Raw genomic sequence first — 16,026 nt, 5'->3', positions numbered from 1 at the left:
GCTCGAGAGGCGAGTGCTCCCCTACTCACGGCCCGGAGCGCGTGCCGCACGTTCGACGCCGACGATCCGGTGATAACGCGGGAACCCCCGCGTCGGCAACCGGAGCGTCCCGATCAACGAAAGGCACGTTTTTCCGAGGTGGCCCCGCACACGGCAACAGCAGAACCCCAGCCATCACACGAAACCGGAAGGACAGGGGCACGCACAGGAAAAAGAAACAACGAGCACGTCGAGGCAAAAGGTTGCCGGGGGTTGCGATCACCGACGCACCCGGAAAACCCCCGATGGAATCCGCAAAGCAGATCAGCCCACCCTCGTCGCGAGAAGATGAGCGTCCGGGGTGTCGGCCTCGACGATCTCGTTCACCCTCCAGACCTGTCCGCCGACGCTGAAGGTGTCGCCCTCCCGGACGTCGATCATGGGGCGGGGGCGCCACTCCTTGGGACCCCCGATCTTCGCGACGGGCCGACCGCCGTCGTCGATCCAGAAGTGGCCCCCGCCGACGGGCCCTCCATGGAAGCGGTCGTTCCGACCGTACGTGATCTTCTCCTGCGCACCCACTTCGTGGACCACCGTCTATTCATCCCCACACATGTCGCTGACAAAGGAAAACGTAGCCATCATAACGCCGCTACGATCATTGAACCGGCGACTCGACGGCCGGATCAATCGCGTTCCGAATGATCCGACAAAAGTAATGCGCGGCCAGGACCAAAGTCCTGGACCGCGCACGTTTCACAATGGCGATCAATCGCCTCAGCCGGTGCTCTTGTTGCCCTTGAGTTTTCCGGCGAGGGTCTCGATCGGTGAACTGAACGGGTGGTCGTGCACCATGTAGGTCCACGTCATGGACGGGCGTTTGACCCCGACCGCGCCGACGTCGACCGCACCGTCGCGCACCTCGAGCTCCCCGAAGGTCTCGGCCGCCCGCGTACGCGCCTCCTCGAGGAAACCCTTGAAGACCGGTACCGCCTCGCGGTTGAACTCGTCCAGCGGGTCGCGCCGGCCCAGGAAGCGCAGGTGGATGCCCTCGCGCAGCTCCGACAGGAACGCGTTGTGGTCGGTCCAGCCGCGGTCGAGGTGGTACAGGGTGATGAGGCGGGCGGCCCGGGCGACCTGCTCTCGGGCCTGCTCCTCGTGTTCCTCGGTGACCTCGGGGCCCTCCTTCTCGGAGGTCTTCTCCTCTGCTCCGTCGCCCGTGTCCTCGGACCCCGCCTTCTCCTCGGTCCCGGCCCCCGCGCTCTCGCCGACGGCCTCCCCGTTCCCGTCGTCCGTATCGGTCCCGGCCCCCGGATCAGCCCCGGCCTCGATGGCGGCCAGCGCCTGCGCGAGCTCATCGATCAGCTCGGTGTGGCGGGTCGGGCCGTCCTTGCGGATGTGCCGGTCGCCCTCGTCACCGGTGAGCACGAGCTCGCGGTGCTCCAGCACCACGTCGCGCTGCACGTCGATGAGCTGGTTGTAGCGCCAGGTGTTGCGGTGCACCTCCAGCAACTGCCCCTCGGCCACCCGCTGGGCGTGGTCGACCATGGCCAGCCAGCTCTCCTCGGTGATCTCGCCGTCGTCGGCGGCCTTGTACCCGGTGGTCTCCGGAGCGTGGTTGACGAGCAGGTCGTCGTCCATGCTGACGAAGAACAGGGAGTCGCCTGGGTCGCCCTGGCGCCCGGACCGCCCGCGCAGCTGACCGTCCAGCCGACTGCTGGGGTAACGGCCGAAGCCCATGACGAACAGACCGCCGCTCTCCACCACACGCTCGCGGTCGGACATGTCGCTGCCGCCCAGGCGGATGTCGGTGCCGCGGCCGGCCATCTGCGTGGAGACCGTGATGGCGCCGTGGGTTCCCGCCTCGGCGATGATCGAGGCCTCGTCGGCGTCGTTCTTGGCGTTGAGGACCACGCACTCCAGACCGGCCTTGCGCAAGCGCTCGGCCAGGAGCTCGGACTCGGCCACGTCCTGGGTGCCGATGAGGACCGGGCGGCCGCTGTCGTGCACCTTCTCGACCTCGGCGACGAGCGCGTCCTCCTTCTCCTCCTTCGTGGCGTACAAGCGGGTGCCGCGGTCCTCGCGGATGTCCGGCTTGTTGGAGGGCACGACCGCGACCTCGAGCTCGTAGAACTCGCGCAGCTGCTCGGCCACGGCCATCGCCGTACCGGTCATGCCGGCCAGGGTCGGATAGCGCAGGATCAGCGACTGCACCGTGATCGAGTCGAGGACCTCGCCGGTCTCGCTGACGTCGACCCTCTCCTTCGCCTCCACGGCGGCCTGGAGGCCGTCGGGCCAGCGCTGGAGCATGGCGATACGGCCGCGCGACTCGTTGATGATGCGCAGCTCGCCATCGCGCACGACGTAGTGGACATCGCGCTGGAGCAGCACCTGCGCGTGCAGGGCCAGGTTGACCTCGGGCAGGCGGGACTCCTCGTCCTCCGCGTAGAGGTCGACACCGCCGAGGGCCTTCTCGACCCGGTCGATGCCGGTGTCGGTGAGCTGGACGTTGCGCCCCTCGGCGTCGACCTCGTAGTCGACACGGGGTTTGAGGGTGCGCACCAGGTCGGCCATCTCCATGTCGGCCGCGGCGCTCTCGGCGGCCCCGGCCAGCACCAGTGGCACACGCGCCTCATCGACCAGTACGGAGTCGGCCTCGTCGACGATGGCGACCGCGGGCGGGGGTACCACACGGTCGGCGACATCGGTGACCATACGGTCGCGCAGCACGTCGAAACCGAGCTCGCTCACGGCCGCGTAGGTGATGTCCTGGGAGTAGGCCTCACGACGCTCATCGGGGGTGGAGTCCTCGTTGATCCACCCGACCGTGACGCCGAGCAGGTCGTAGAGAGGACGCATCCAGTCCGCGTCACGTTTGGCCAGGTAGTCGTTGACGCTCAGCAGGTGCACACGCCGACCGCGCAGCGCGAACCCGGCCGCCGCCAGGGCACCGGCGAGCGTCTTGCCCTCACCGGTGGCCATCTCGGTCACGTGCCCGTCGAGCAGCGCCATGACGCCGAGCATCTGGACGTCGTAGGGGCGCTCGTCCAGGGCGCGCCGGGCGGCCTCTCGGCCGACCGCGCACAGCATGACGAGGTCGCCGCGTTCATAGGGGAGTTCCGCGTTGCCGAGTTCGATGGCCTTCTCGTTCAGCTCGGCGTCACTGAGCTCGCGAAGACCATCCTCCTCGGCCTCGATCGCCGACAGGAGCTTGGTATAGGGCCGCAGGTCCACCGCTCCGGGTTTACCCAGGAGGCGGCGGACGCTTTCCGCCATTCGTCCGAACACCACGCCAGAGTAACGCCGGACACAACCCTTTCGTTCCTGTGCGCCCGCGCACACACGGTTCCCGGGCACCGGCCGCGAACCCTTGCGGGACGGGTCACTGAGCGACGCGGCTCCCTCCGCGTTGACGGGCCTCCATGGCCATGGCGTGCTTGACCAGCGTGACCAGGACCCGGACGACGGAGGTCTTGTCCCGCGCGTCGCAGTACACGATCGGCACCTCTCCGGGCAGGTCCAGGGCGTCGCGCAGTTCCTCGGTCCCGTAGGGCGGGTCGGGGTCGAACTCGTTGACCGCCACGACGAACGGCATCCGTTGCTGGCGCTCGAAGTAGTCGAGGGCCTGGAAAGTGTCCTCCAGGCGGCGTACGTCGGCGAGCACGACCGCGCCGAGCGCGCCGCGCACCAGGTCGTCCCACATGAACCAGAAACGCTGCTGGCCGGGGGTACCGAACAGGAAGAGGGTGAGGTCGGTCTCCAGGGAGATGCGCCCGAAGTCCATCGCGACGGTGGTGCTCGTCTTGTCCGGCGTGTGGCTGAGGTCGTCGACCCCGGAGCTGGCCGCGGTCACCGCGGCCTCGGTACGGACCGGGGGGATCTCCGAGACGGCGCCGACGAACGTGGTCTTCCCGACCCCGAACCCGCCGGCGATGATGATCTTGGTGGACAGTTCGGAGGGCGCCTGGGTGTTGCTCGTGTTGTTGGCTGGATCGATCACAGTAAGTCCTAGCGGGAATGCCGGGCCTCGCCGGCGTGGTCGAACTCGGCCCGGACGGGAGGGGCACGGCGGCCCCGGTGCCGAACCGTCCCGGGGGCGGCCGCTTCTGGAACCTAACACCGGAAGGGGGAGCGGGAGAGCGGTTACCGGAGACGGAAGCCCGGGCCGGGGACCGACGCGGGGCGCGGACGGATCGGTGCGATGCGGCGACCAGGCACGGAGGCACGGGGGTTGCCCGGGAAGCCGAATGGTGGGATTTACCCCACCCCGGAACGCACCGTGACCAGATAAGCACAGAACACTACCCCCGGAGGGCGACTTTACGACATTGTGAGTGACCGTTTTCGGCCGCTTTCGGCCGCGCCAATCCCTGTCCGGCGAGGGCACGGAAGTCTACGGTGGAGGTAGGGCGCCCGCTTCGACCGAGTACGGACTCCTGGCACGAGGACGCGAGCGGCGCGGGGCCCTGACGGCACACTCGCGCGCTCCGGGTACCCGACGTCTCGCTCTTCGGCGTCGGCACCGGGCGCGAGGGACCGTCGATCGGACTCCACCGGCCCACTCCCGTCCACGTGGGCCGGTGGAATTCGTATCGGACTCCCGGCCCCGCCCCGGCGCCCCTGTTCGGCAACCGCCGGCCCTCGACTGCTCAGTACTGGTCGAAGCGGCGGAAGACTCCACCGGACAGGCACCTTAGGATGGAGACCCTCTCCGACCTGTTCGACCCCGGTCCCTGCCGCGGTCCTGCCCGGGCGGGGAGGACCGAACGCCGTACCTCGCCCGAGGGAGCCGAGAACCACCCATGTCCGATCAGCGCGTCGTCCGCCCCACTCCGATCAGCGGTTTCCCCGAGTGGACCCCTCAGGTCCGGGCCGTGGAGCAGCGCTGGCTGGACCATATCCGCGCGGGTTTCGAGTCCTTCGGTTTCGCCTCGGTGGAGACGCCTTCGGTGGAGAACCTGGACGTGCTCATGGCCAAGGGCGAGACCTCGCAGGAGGTCTACACCCTGCACCGGCTCCAGGCCGACACCGAGGACGACTCCGACGCCAAGCTGGGGCTGCACTTCGACCTGACGGTGCCGTTCGCGCGCTACGTCGCGCAGCACTTCAACGAGCTCACGTTCCCGTTCAAGCGTTACCAGATGCAGCGCGTGTGGCGGGGTGAGCGGCCGCAGGAGGGCCGTTTCCGCGAGTTCACACAGTGCGACATCGACGTCATCAACGTCGACTCGGTACCGCTTCACTTCGATGCCGAGCTTCCGCGCATCGTGCACCGGGTGCTCGCACCGCTGGACATCCCGGCCTGGACTCTCCGCCTCAACAACCGCAAGGTGCTGCAAGGCTTCTACGAAGGCCTGGGCATCAAGGAGCCGATCGCGGTCATCCGCGCCGTCGACAAGCTGCACAAGATCGGCGACGACGGGGTGCGCGAGATCCTGCTGTCGGAAGGGCTGAGCGGGGACCAGGCCGAAGCCTGCCTGCGTCTGGCCCGCATCAAGAGCACCGGCGCCGACGTGGCCGACCGGGTGCGCGAGCTCGGAGTGACTTCGGACCTGTTGGAGGAGGGGCTCGAGGAGCTGACCTTCGTCCTGGAGGACCTGGCCGACGTGCCCGATGTGGTCGCGGACCTGTCGATCGCGCGCGGTCTGGACTACTACACCGGCACCGTGTACGAGGCCTCCTTCGACGAGGACCCCGACTACGGCAGTATCTGCGCGGGCGGCCGGTACGAGGACCTCGCCGGCCAGTTCATCCGCCGCAAGCTCCCCGGTGTCGGCATCTCCATCGGCCTCACCCGGATCTTCGCCAAGCTCGTCGCCGAGGGCAGGATCGAGGAGGGGCCGAAGTGCCCCACCGACGTGATGGTCGTGGTGCCCGGCGCAGAGCGGCGCGCGGAGGCGCTGCGCACCGGTGAGGCCCTGCGGGCGCGCGGATTCGACACCGAGGTCTTCCATTCCACCGCGAAGGTGGGCAAGCAGATCCAGTACGCCTCGAAGAAGGGGATCCCGTTCGTGTGGTTCCCGCCCTTCGACGACGAGGGGACCCACGAGGTCAAGGACATGGCCGCCGGCGAACAGGGTCCCGCCGACCCCGAGACCTGGACCCCCGAGGCCTGAATTCCCGGCCCGCCGTCCCGCACCTCTTCCGCGTGGTGCCGCCCCGGTTCTGCGGCCGGGGCGGCACCACGCTTTTTCTTGTCTACGGGAACCGGGTACCGGACTGCCGGAACCGGCCATTCCCGAGACAACGCGCTCCTCGGGTGGGACACTGTTCCCCAGGATCCTCCCCGTCCCACCTCCGCCGCACGCTCACGACGGGGCGGCCCGCACCGGCGTCCAAGTGAACGAGGCCATGTCCCACCCCCGCCACAACCTGCCGCTCTCCACCGGCGAGTTCCTCCGCTTCGTCGGACGTGAACGCGACATCGTCGACCTGTGCCGGCTCCTCGGCACGTCACGGCTGGTCACTCTCACCGGAACCGGCGGTATCGGCAAGACCCGCCTGGCCCTGCACGTGGCCGAACGCCTGCTACGCCGGTTCCCCGACGGCATCCGCTACATCGATCTCAGCGAGTCCACCCACCACGGCCAGGCCCTGCGCACGGTCGCCAACGGGCTCCAGGCCGTGGAGGACGACGCCCGCACGGCCACCGAGTCGATCATCACGGCCCTGCGCACGCAGAACGTGCTCCTGCTGCTCGACACCTGTGAGTACGCCGTCGGGCCGATGGCGCAGCTGTGCCAGGCGGTCCTGCGCGACTGTCCGCGCGTGCGCATCCTCGTCACCAGCCGCCAACCCCTGCACGTGCCGGAGGAGAACATCTGGCGGGTCCCCCCGCTCTCCCTCCCCACACGCCCCACCCCCACCGACCCGTACGCGTCCTCACCGGCACCGCTCCCCCGCCGCGACATCCAGCGCTACGAGTCCGTGCGCCTGTTCGTCACCCGCGCCCACGCGGCGCGTTCGGGCTTCGAGATGACACGGGAGAACTCCGGCTACGTCGCGGAGATCTGCCGAATGCTCGACGGCATGCCCCTGGCCATCGAACTGGCCGCCGCCCGGGTGCGCGTGCTGTCGGTGCAGCAGATCCTGCGCCGCCTGGACGACCGGTTCCAGCTCCTGACCAGCGACGGCTCCGATGCCCTCCCCGCCCGCCAACGCACCCTGCGGGCGGTCCTGTCCTGGAGCCACGAACTACTCAGCGAACCCGAACGCCTGCTCCTGCACCGGCTGTCGGTCTTCACGACCTGGTACCTGGAGGCGGCCGAGGAGGTGTGCTCCGACGAGGGCGTCGACCCCACCGACGTGCTCTCCCTGCACTTCTCCCTCCTGGACAAGTCCCTCATCGTCATGGATGTGGAACTGGACGGGTACACCCACTACCGCCTGCCCGAGACCGTGCGCGCCTACGCCGCCGAACAGCTGGCCGCCGAGGGCACCGCCGACCACTACTGGGGGCGCTTCCTCGATTTCTGTGTCGGCCAGGCCGAACGGATACTGGCACGTGTGCGCGGTCCCCTGCCCTGGTCGGAACGGGTCAGCCACCTGCGCCTGTACGACCACCACCGCGACAACTTCGGCCGACTGATCATGTGGGCTCTCGCGCACGGCCGCACCGACGACGCCCTGCTCCTGTGCACGGGCCTGCGCACCCACTGGAACATGCGCGGCCTGGCCGCCGAGGGCAGCTGGCGCCTGGAGCAATCCCTCGAGACCGCCCCGGACGAACAGGACCCGCCTCTGCGAGCGCTGGCCCTGGCCCTGTACGCCGAGCTCCGTCTGGACCTCGACCCGGTGCCGGAGGTCACCGCACGCGCCCGCACCGCGCTCGAGGCCGCCCGTGCCTGCCGCGCCCCGGAAGCGGCCGCCACGGCCCTGACGATCCTGGCGCAGCTGAGTCTGCGCACGGGTGATCTCGACGCGAGCGAGCACCAGGCCTCCGCTGCTTGGTCGTGGGCCGAACGTGCCCAGGATCCGGTCACGGAGGGGGCCATCCTCGAGGTCTCGGCGCTCCTGGCCCGTCGACGCGGCAACAGTGACACGGCCCTGCTCCACCTCAAGCGCCGCACCGTCCGCGCCGAGGAGCTCGACGACCAGTGGAGCCGGGCCCGGGGCCTGCACCTGCTCGGAGTGCTCGCGGCCGAGCGGCACGAGTTCGAGTCGGCCCGCGCCCTCATGGACGAGGCCCTGGAGATCTTCACCTACCTGGAGGCCAATCCGACGGCGGCCCGGTGTTCGCGTGCCCTGGGCCGCCTCCACCTCGCGGAGGGCCGTCCGGCGGAGGCGCGCGAGCCCTTGTCGACGTCGCTGCGTGTGAGTTTCGCCTCGGGTCAGCGCATCGCCGTCGCACGTGCCCTGGAGGCCCTGGCGGAACTGGCTCTGGCCGAGGAGGAGGCCGAGCGCGCGGCCGCCCTGGTGGGGGTCGCCGCCGACCTGCGCGAATCCCTGCAGCGCCCGTCGGCCGAGACAGTACGCCTGCGCTCGGCGATCGAGCGCGCCGTCGGGCACACACGCGCCGCCGAGGCGTGGGAGGCCTGGCGTGCTCTGCCTCTGGAGCAGGTGCGCGACCGGGCGCTCGCCTTCCCCTGCCGGCAAGAGACGGCCCCTCCGGCCGAGGAGCTCACCCGACGGGAACGCGAGATCGCCGAGCTGGCGGAGCGGGGCCTGTCCAACCGGGAGATCGCTTCCCGGTTGACCATCAGTCAAGCCACGGCGGCGCGCCACATCGCCAACATCTTCCGCAAACTCTCGATCTCCTCGAGAAGGCAGCTGACCGGCTGGGCCTCTCGGGGAGAGGCCGACGCACCGTGACCGCAACACGCTGAAGCACTTGCACAGTGCGCGTGCACCCGCTAAGACAGGAATCCCACACACCTCCGCCCGCCCCCGACGTGATCGGACCTCGCCCGACCAGCCCCGTGCAGGTGAGGCCCCCACCCTGCCCCTGACTACATGTGAAGGCCATGGCACCTCTGACCGCCCCGGCGCGACACAATCTCCCGAAGCCCAACACGGGTTTCGTCGGTCGCGAGCGGGATTTGAGCGATCTGCTCCGCCTCCTCGGCTCCAGCCGTTCCGTCACCCTCTGCGGCCCCGACGGTATGGGCAAGACTCGGTTGGCCCTCCGTGTGGCGGAGCAGTCCACCGTGTCCTTTCCCGACGGCGTGTGGTTCGCCGATCTCGGTGACACCTGCACACCCATCGACGTCTTCGCGCGCATCGCGGCCGCCGTGGGCGTGGTCGAAGAGCCCGGTAGGCCGTTGTCGAGGACGGTGTCGCAGGCATTGCGCCACCGCCGCCTGCTGTTGGTCCTGGACGGGTGCGGCCACATCGAGGAGGCGGTCGACGAGGTCGGCAGGGAACTGCTGGCCACCTGCCCGCACGTGTCGTTGTTGCTGACCAGTGAGGCCCCGGNCCCCCCCCCGCCGGACCCGGCCGAGTCCGAGGCAGTACGCCTGTTCCTGGACCGCGCCCGCACCCGCGACCCGCGCTTCTCCACCACACCGGACGAGCTGGAGGAGATCGCGCTGCTGTGCGACATGGCCGGCGGGGTCCCGCTGGGAGTGGAGGTCATGGCTGCCTGCGTGCCCGAGATCGGCCCCCGCGCTCTGGCGGAGAACCTGCGCGCGCACCTGTCGTCGCCCTCGGCCCGTCCCGGGCCCGGGCAGGCGGTCTCGCGCAGCCAGGTGCTGCCGCTGGTCCTGGAGCACGCCTACCTGGGACTGTCCGAGCGCGAGCGTGTACTGCTGTGCCGTCTGTCGGTCTTTCGCGGTTGGGACCTGGAACTGGCCGAGCGGGTGTGCGCCGACGAGAGCCTGCCCGAGGGCGAGGTGCTGGACCTTCTCACCTCGCTGCACAGCCGTGCCCTGATCACGGTCACGGGCGAGGTCGAGAACCGGGTCCGCTACAGGCTGCCGGACGCGGTGCGTGCCTTTGCCGCCGGACGTCTGGCCGAGGCCGGGGAGAGCGATCTCCTGCAGCACCGGCTCATGGACCGGATGCTGGAGATGGTCGAGCACCTGGGCCGGCAGCTGGAGTCCAGCCGTGCCATGCCGTGGGCGGAACGGGACGCCGGCCGCCAGCGGGTGCTGGCCGAGTACGACACCCTGAGGGCTCTGATCAGCCACGCCTTGGAGACCGGGGCGGCCGAGCACGGTCTGCGCCTGTGCGTGAACCTGGTGGCGCACTGGGTGAGCCACAACAGCTACGCCGAGGGTGCTCACTGGATGGACCGGCTCATGGCGCTGGACGAGGCCGCCAAGGCCCCGTCGCTGACGCGGGCGTACGTGGCCCGGGCCCAGCTGGCCCGGGTGCAACGCGACCACGCTCAGGCACTCGCTCTGGGTGAGGAGGGCCTGCGTCTGTCCCGGGAGTCCGGCGAGGACCTGTACGTACGCACGGCCCTGAACCTGCTCTCGTTGGTGGAGGTGCGCGAGCGCCGGTCCGAAAGCGCATCGGTACGGGTCGAGGAGGCGTTGCGCTTGAGCCGGGAGACCAGTGATCGGTGGGGCGAGGCGATCTGCCTGGGCACCCGGGCCGCGCTGGTGGCACAGCAGGGCGACTTCCCGGCCGCCGAACAGCACTACAACGCTGCGCTGACCCTGTTGCGGGGCATGGACCACCGTTGGGGGGTCGGGATCACTCTCATCGGTCAGGCCCGCGCAGCCGAGGACGCGTCCGATCTCGTGACCGCGGACCGCTGCTACCGGGAGGCGCTGGACACCCAGAGGCTGATCGGTGCGCCGGGCCAGGAGGCGCTGTGCCTGACGGGGATCGGCCGGATCGCACAAGCGCAGGGCCACATCGGGCAGGCTTACGACTACCTGTCCGAGGGTCTGCTGCTGAGCCTGTCCACGGGACAGCGCTGGGCGGCGGTCCGGGCGCTGACCTCGATCGCCCGGGTGGCCTTCGGTCAAGGTCTGCGCGAACCCGCCTGCCGCCTGGCGGGTGCGGCGATGGCCGTGCGCGAGCGGCTGGACCTGCCCTCTGGTCCGGCTCCGTGGCCTTTCGGGGGCCTCGGGCAGGACGCCGGCGAGCGCGAACGGCTGGCGCACTGGTGGAGGCAGGGTGCCCGGCTCGAGCTGGCCGATGCGGTCCGGGAGGCCGAGCACCTGATCGACGAGGCACGCAAGCCCGCTTCGCAGCGGCGCCTGCGGACCTCCGAGCCGGAGCCGGCCTCCGGTTCCTCCGGGCCCGGGCCCGAGCTCGGGTCCGAGCCACCCGAGAAGTGCCTGACCAAACGGGAGGTCGAGGTCGCGAACCTGGTGAGCCTGGGGCACACCAACCCCCAGATCGCAGAGGAATTGTTCATCTCCCCCTCGACGGCCGCCCGGCACGTGGCCAACATCAACCGCAAGACGGGGTTCAGGTCCCGCGCGCGGATCGGCGAGTGGGTCCGACGGCACCGATAGACGGGGCCGGCTCCGGCCCCGGGCTCGACCGCCGGGCCCCAGCGCCGGATCGCCCGCGTGCAAGGGGTGTAGACAACGCATGTTCTCTGAATCTACATATGCATATGCACCGCATAATGCATATGCATCTGGCCGTGAACACGCTAGGCTGCAAAGCACTGGGGAGACGGGGCCACCGCATCAGGAAGCGGAGGGCCGCGAGCCCCGGGCACGGTCGCCGCGCCCCGACCCGGGGCCGACGGCGGCCCATCGATCCCGGAAGGTCTTCCGGGGACGGTGGGGTCACACGCCGACGTGGGAGACGTTCGGGGAGGGACGGTCCCGCAAAGGTCGGCGCGATGCCACCGGGCTCGTCACGTGGAGGGGGCGTGACGAGCCCGGTGGCGGTCCCGCCGCCACAGAGTCNTGCCCCGATCGGATCCCTCCCCGGCGGGCTGAGCGAGCGCCTGCGCCTGCGTCCGACGCGGGGCGGAACGATCCGCGGCCGGGACCGCCGGGTGGACGGACTGACCTTCGCCGCGACCATCGAGCGGGCCGCCGCCGGGCTCAGCCGCCGCGGCATGTGCCTGGGCGACGTGGTCGGGGTGCTCGCCCCGGTCTCTCCGGAGCGGTTCCTGGCCACGTACACGGTGATGGCCGTGGGCGGGCGTGCTCTGCCACTGTGCCCGTCGACATCAGCGGCCGACCAGGCCGCGGCGCTCGGTGAGACCGACGCACGGCTGATCCTGGCGGACGCGGGACACACCGAGGCCGCGCAGGAGTTGGCCGAACGCTCCCGGGTCCGCCAGATCATCTCCTTCGGTGACTCGCGCGGGGCGACCCCGTTCGAGGAGCTCCTGCTGCCCAGCCCGGACGGCAGCGGCTACAACCCGTCCCGGGGACTGTTCGACAACGGGGTACTGGGCTACGAGACCACACCCGACGGGTTGCTGACGACGCTGTACCCCCACAACGACCTGCTGGCCCGGTTCACGAACCTGCGCGAGCACCTGGAGCTGGGCCCGGAGGACGTCGTGGCGGTGGAGGACGGCGCGGACGAGCCCTCAGGCACGGCGCTGGTGGCGTCGGCGCTGTGGACGGGGGCGTGTGTGATGGCCGGCAGCGACTGCCCACCACCGGAGGGGCGCCGTGTGACGGTGCGCTGCGGACGGGGTGCACCGGTGCGGGTCGCCCTGCCGGAGGGTGACTCGGGGGCTTTCTGAGGGCGCGGGGGAACGCCCGGGCATCGGGGCCGCGCGGGGAGCCGCCGGTCAGTCCCGGGCGTCGTCGATCTCGAACCAGGACACGTGGGTGGCGTCGCTGTCGTACTCGCCGCTCCGGGTGGCGCAGCTGTCGACGATGAGCTTGCCTCGTCCGAAGTCCCCGCCGCCGTCGCGGGTGTGTCCGTCGGTGTCGGCCTCACGCTCGCCCTGGTCGGCCACGGCCACACGCAGACGGGCGCCGTCGGAGCGGATGAACAGGGTCATGACCCCGCCGCTCTGTCCCGAGCGCGAATGCAGGAGGGCGTTGGTGGCCAGCTCGCTCACGGCCAGTTCCGAGTCGTCGAGGGAGCCCTCGCTGTGACCCATGCCGTTGAGGAACTCACGTACCCGGGCACGGATCGAGCGTACGGCCGTCAGGTTGCCCGCACAGCTCCACACCGTGTGATCGGTGGAACCACCGGTGAGCTCACCCGTGTCGATCGTGGGCGCGGCCTCTGCCGCGCCGTTCGCGGGCACATATTCCCGGAGTTGCCTCGCCTCAGCCATCCGGTCACTCCAATCACCCGCGTCGGGCGCGCGGGTCGCGCCGTCTGCCACTCACCTTAGACAAGGGTCTACTGCCCCAAGCACAGCACACCGGGGTTCGTGCCACACGACCCGGGCCACAAAGTCCCGCTCCGTGTCCTCCCCGATGTCCGCCAAGGAAACAGCTGGGACCCCAGACTCCCGCATGTGATGTGTAACACCTTGTTAATCCACGCCTGCTCGGCGGATTCTCCTGACAGCGGCGCAACCAGGAACGATAATCGTTTTCGAATCCGATGCTGGAAGGCTCTACATGAAGATCGCGTTCGCGGGCAAGGGCGGCAGCGGCAAGACCACTCTGTCGGCCCTGTTCACCCGCTATCTGGCCGCGCAGGGACTGCCGGTCGTGACCATCGACGCCGACATCAACCAGAACCTGGGCCACGCCCTGGGCCTGGGCCCGGACGAGCTCGGCGGCATGCGTCCGCTCGGCACGAACCTGGCCGAGATCAAGGAGCTCCTGCGCGGTGACAACCCGCGCATCGCCTCGGCGGACGCCATGGTCAAGACCACCCCGCCCGGCAGGGGCTCGCGCCTGTTGACCGTGGACGGCGACAATCCCGTCCACGCGCGCTTCGGGACGCCGGCCGCCGGGGCCACGCTCATGGTCACCGGCCCCTTCTCCGAGACCGATCTGGGGGTGTCCTGCTACCACTCCAAGGTCGGTGCCGCCGAGATGTACCTGAACCACCTGGTCGACGGCGCCGGGGAGTACGTCGTCGTCGACATGACGGCGGGCGCCGACTCTTTCGCCTCGGGGCTCTTCACCAGGTTCGACGTGACCTTCCTGGTCGCCGAACCCACCGTGCGCGGCGTCGGGGTGTACCGCCAGTACGCCGACCACGCCCGCGACCACGGCGTGTGCATCCGCGTCATCGGCAACAAGGTGCAGGACGGCTCGGACGTGGAGTTCCTGCGCGAGCACGTGGGCGAGGCCCTGGACGCGTACGTGACGCAGTCCGGGTTCGTGCGCGCCATGGAGAAGGGGCACCACCCCGACCTGACCGACCTGGAGGAGGACAACGTCAAGACCCTCGCGGGCATGCGCGACACGGTCGACGCCGCACCCAAGGACTGGGAGCGCTTCACCCGGCAGTCGGCCGAGTTCCACCTGCGCAACGCCCGGGCCTGGGCCAACGACGCCAAGGGGGCCGACCTGACCGCCCAGCTCGACCCGGACTTCCTCATGGGGCCTTCGGCTCTGCAGAAGCAGTCGGGTTGACCCCAGGGAAACCATCGAGTGGTGATCGGCGGAATAAACAGCACGTTTCCGCCACCTGGGGACACCGAGCGGGGTACGACCCGACGCGAACTGCTCGACACACGAAGGGGGCGGTGCACGGCACCGCCCCACTGCCGTACGGGGATCAGCCCCCGCGTGTGCTCGCGGCCGCGAACCGCCGCGTGAGCGTGATTGGATGGGTGATGGCGGTACCGACGACCACCGCGAAAGCGCCCCGCCGGAAGGCCCGGGAGACGTGGTCGGGCTCGTCGAAGCGTCCTTCGGCCGCCAGCGGGCGTTCCAACCGCGCCGACAGGTCTCCGACCAACAACGCCGCGATCGTGCGCTACGACGCCGACGCGCGAGCGGGCACCCCCGAGGCACGCCGGCTCCTGTTCACCAACACCGCCCACGAGACCTCCCGCCAGAACCTGACCGTGCGCATGTCCTGCGACGACGGCGGCAGCTGGCCCGTCTCCCGGACGCTGGAGTCCGGCGCGGCCGGCTACTCCGCCGTGGTGTCGCTGGGCGAGAACGAGTTCGGGGTCCTGTACGAGCGGGGCAACCACGAACACATCACCTTCGCCAGGTTCAGCTCCGCCTGGCTCGGTGGGAGCTGCTGACGAGGGTTCCTGACGAGAGCCCATGACGAAGGAGGGGCGGCGCCGCTCGGGCTCCGCCCCTCCCGTGCTCAGGATGCTGCCGGGCGCGTGTGCCGCCGACTCAGAACAGGACGGACATGACCTCGCCGACCTGGCGGAACCCGACCCGTTCGTAGGTGGCACGGGCGGCGAGGTTGAAGTCGTTGACGTAGAGCGTGACGCGGGGAGCGATCTCGGCGAGGGCGTACTCGACGACAGCGGCCATTCCGGCACTGGAGTAACCGCGTCCACGCAGGTCGGGGTGGACCCACACACCCTGGATCTGGCAGGCGTGGGGGGTGACGGCACCGATCTCGGCCTTGAACACGACCCGGCCGTCCTCGATACGGGCGAGGGCACGGCCGGTACGCACGAGTTCGGCCACGCGGGCGCGGTAGAGGGACCCGCCGTCACCGGAGTCCGGCGGGACCCCGACCTCCTCGGTGAACATGGCGACACAGGCCGGTACGAGGATGTTCAGTTCGGAGGGCCGGACGCGGCGCACGAGCGGATCGGCGGGTACGGCGGGCGCGTGGTCGATCTCCAGGACGGGTTGGCTGGCACGGATGGCGCGGGCCGGCCCCCAGGCGGGGGTGACCTGGTTCCAGAAGTCACTGACCGCCTCGACGGGGCCGACGATGGACGAGCAGCGGCGCCCCCGCCACTTGGCGTGGTCGGCGAAGCTGCGCACGGCCGACGGGCCGGCGTTGACGGGAACGAGATTGGCCCCGGAGTAACACAGGGCGGTGAGACGGCCGCGTTCGACGTGGCCCCACACCTCGGTGCCGACGGAGTTGGACCCGAGGCCGGTCGTCATCAGACGCGAGGTGACGAAGACGTTGCCCACGGGGTCGGTCTCGAGCAGCGCACGGACGGCTTCACGGTCCTCTTCACCGAGGATCCGCACCGGTGAGGTCCGCAACATCGCCTCTCCTCCTCGTCCCTTCCGGGCTGCCGGTCGGCTGCCGCCGCGCGAACGGTCCGTG

General features: G+C 70.0%; 12 protein-coding genes. 6 read left to right on the top strand and 6 right to left on the bottom strand.

Going from position 1 to position 16,026, the window contains the following annotated elements; all coding sequences use genetic code 11:
• Nucleotides 1–303 precede the first annotated feature (303 nt).
• From D473_RS0108770 to D473_RS0108760, 3 genes are all read right to left on the bottom strand, one after another.
• Nucleotides 304–573, bottom strand: a complete 270-nt coding sequence (locus D473_RS0108770; RefSeq protein ID WP_017608701.1) for a DUF6406 domain-containing protein — start codon at nt 571–573, stop codon at nt 304–306.
• A 183-nt stretch (nt 574–756) separates the two neighbouring features.
• Nucleotides 757–3,255, bottom strand: coding sequence for an accessory Sec system translocase SecA2 (gene secA2, locus D473_RS0108765; RefSeq protein ID WP_026126760.1), 2,499 nt, complete (start codon nt 3,253–3,255; stop codon nt 757–759).
• A gap of 106 nt (nt 3,256–3,361) precedes the next feature.
• Nucleotides 3,362–3,979 carry a GTP-binding protein gene (locus tag D473_RS0108760; protein ID WP_017608699.1) on the bottom strand — a complete coding sequence of 206 codons (618 nt, stop codon included), beginning with the start codon at nt 3,977–3,979 and terminating at the stop codon, nt 3,362–3,364.
• 802 nt (nt 3,980–4,781) lie between these two features.
• Here D473_RS0108760 and hisS point away from each other — a divergent pair.
• The 4 genes from hisS to D473_RS0108735 all read left to right on the top strand — a co-directional run bounded on the left by hisS (nt 4,782) and on the right by D473_RS0108735 (nt 12,592).
• Nucleotides 4,782–6,095, top strand: a complete 1,314-nt coding sequence (gene hisS / locus D473_RS0108750; protein ID WP_017608698.1) for a histidine--tRNA ligase — start codon at nt 4,782–4,784, stop codon at nt 6,093–6,095.
• A 235-nt stretch (nt 6,096–6,330) separates the two neighbouring features.
• Nucleotides 6,331–8,790 carry an ATP-binding protein gene (locus D473_RS0108745; protein WP_026126759.1) on the top strand — a complete coding sequence of 820 codons (2,460 nt, stop codon included), beginning with the start codon at nt 6,331–6,333 and terminating at the stop codon, nt 8,788–8,790.
• A gap of 152 nt (nt 8,791–8,942) precedes the next feature.
• A complete protein-coding gene (locus D473_RS0108740) occupies nt 8,943–11,390 on the top strand; it encodes a LuxR C-terminal-related transcriptional regulator (protein ID WP_017608696.1) in 2,448 nt (815 codons plus the stop codon).
• A gap of 338 nt (nt 11,391–11,728) precedes the next feature.
• Nucleotides 11,729–12,592: an AMP-binding protein gene (locus tag D473_RS0108735; RefSeq protein ID WP_033353028.1), complete on the top strand. Its 864-nt coding sequence runs from the start codon at nt 11,729–11,731 to the stop codon at nt 12,590–12,592.
• 48 nt (nt 12,593–12,640) lie between these two features.
• Here D473_RS0108735 and D473_RS0108730 read toward each other — a convergent pair whose 3' ends face one another.
• On the bottom strand, nt 12,641–13,138 hold the full coding sequence (locus D473_RS0108730) for an ATP-binding protein (protein WP_026126757.1): 498 nt from the start codon (nt 13,136–13,138) through the stop codon (nt 12,641–12,643).
• 292 nt (nt 13,139–13,430) lie between these two features.
• On the opposite strand from D473_RS0108730, the gene D473_RS0108725 reads away from it, so the two are divergent.
• Nucleotides 13,431–14,399, top strand: coding sequence for an ATP-binding protein (locus tag D473_RS0108725; protein ID WP_017608693.1), 969 nt, complete (start codon nt 13,431–13,433; stop codon nt 14,397–14,399).
• 145 nt (nt 14,400–14,544) lie between these two features.
• Here the strand turns inward: D473_RS0108725 and D473_RS0108720 are convergent, their stop codons facing one another.
• Nucleotides 14,545–14,730, bottom strand: a complete 186-nt coding sequence (locus D473_RS0108720) for a beta/alpha barrel domain-containing protein (RefSeq protein ID WP_026126756.1) — start codon at nt 14,728–14,730, stop codon at nt 14,545–14,547.
• A gap of 10 nt (nt 14,731–14,740) precedes the next feature.
• Here D473_RS0108720 and D473_RS0108715 point away from each other — a divergent pair, with 10 nt between their 5' ends.
• Nucleotides 14,741–15,022 carry a sialidase family protein gene (locus tag D473_RS0108715; protein WP_017608691.1) on the top strand — a complete coding sequence of 94 codons (282 nt, stop codon included), beginning with the start codon at nt 14,741–14,743 and terminating at the stop codon, nt 15,020–15,022.
• 100 nt (nt 15,023–15,122) lie between these two features.
• Here the strand turns inward: D473_RS0108715 and D473_RS0108710 are convergent, their stop codons facing one another.
• Nucleotides 15,123–15,965, bottom strand: a complete 843-nt coding sequence (locus D473_RS0108710; protein WP_017608690.1) for a GNAT family N-acetyltransferase — start codon at nt 15,963–15,965, stop codon at nt 15,123–15,125.
• Nucleotides 15,966–16,026: the final 61 nt, after the last annotated feature.

The sequence above is a fragment of the Nocardiopsis xinjiangensis YIM 90004 genome (assembly GCF_000341145.1).
GTDB lineage: Bacteria > Actinomycetota > Actinomycetes > Streptosporangiales > Streptosporangiaceae > Nocardiopsis > Nocardiopsis xinjiangensis.
Note: the sequence above shows the minus strand (reverse complement) of the source record. Positions and strands in the feature narration are given on the sequence as shown.

What these genes read in the sequence shown, in the direction of transcription:
- secA2 (WP_026126760.1), bottom strand. Translation starts at nt 3,255, where the DNA reads ATGGCGGAAAGCGTCCGCCGCCTCCTGGGTAAACCCGGAGCGGTGGAC.
- hisS (WP_017608698.1), top strand. Translation starts at nt 4,782, where the DNA reads ATGTCCGATCAGCGCGTCGTCCGCCCCACTCCGATCAGCGGTTTCCCC.
- D473_RS0108745 (WP_026126759.1), top strand. Translation starts at nt 6,331, where the DNA reads ATGTCCCACCCCCGCCACAACCTGCCGCTCTCCACCGGCGAGTTCCTC.
- D473_RS0108730 (WP_026126757.1), bottom strand. Translation starts at nt 13,138, where the DNA reads ATGGCTGAGGCGAGGCAACTCCGGGAATATGTGCCCGCGAACGGCGCG.
- D473_RS0108725 (WP_017608693.1), top strand. Translation starts at nt 13,431, where the DNA reads ATGAAGATCGCGTTCGCGGGCAAGGGCGGCAGCGGCAAGACCACTCTG.
- D473_RS0108710 (WP_017608690.1), bottom strand. Translation starts at nt 15,965, where the DNA reads ATGTTGCGGACCTCACCGGTGCGGATCCTCGGTGAAGAGGACCGTGAA.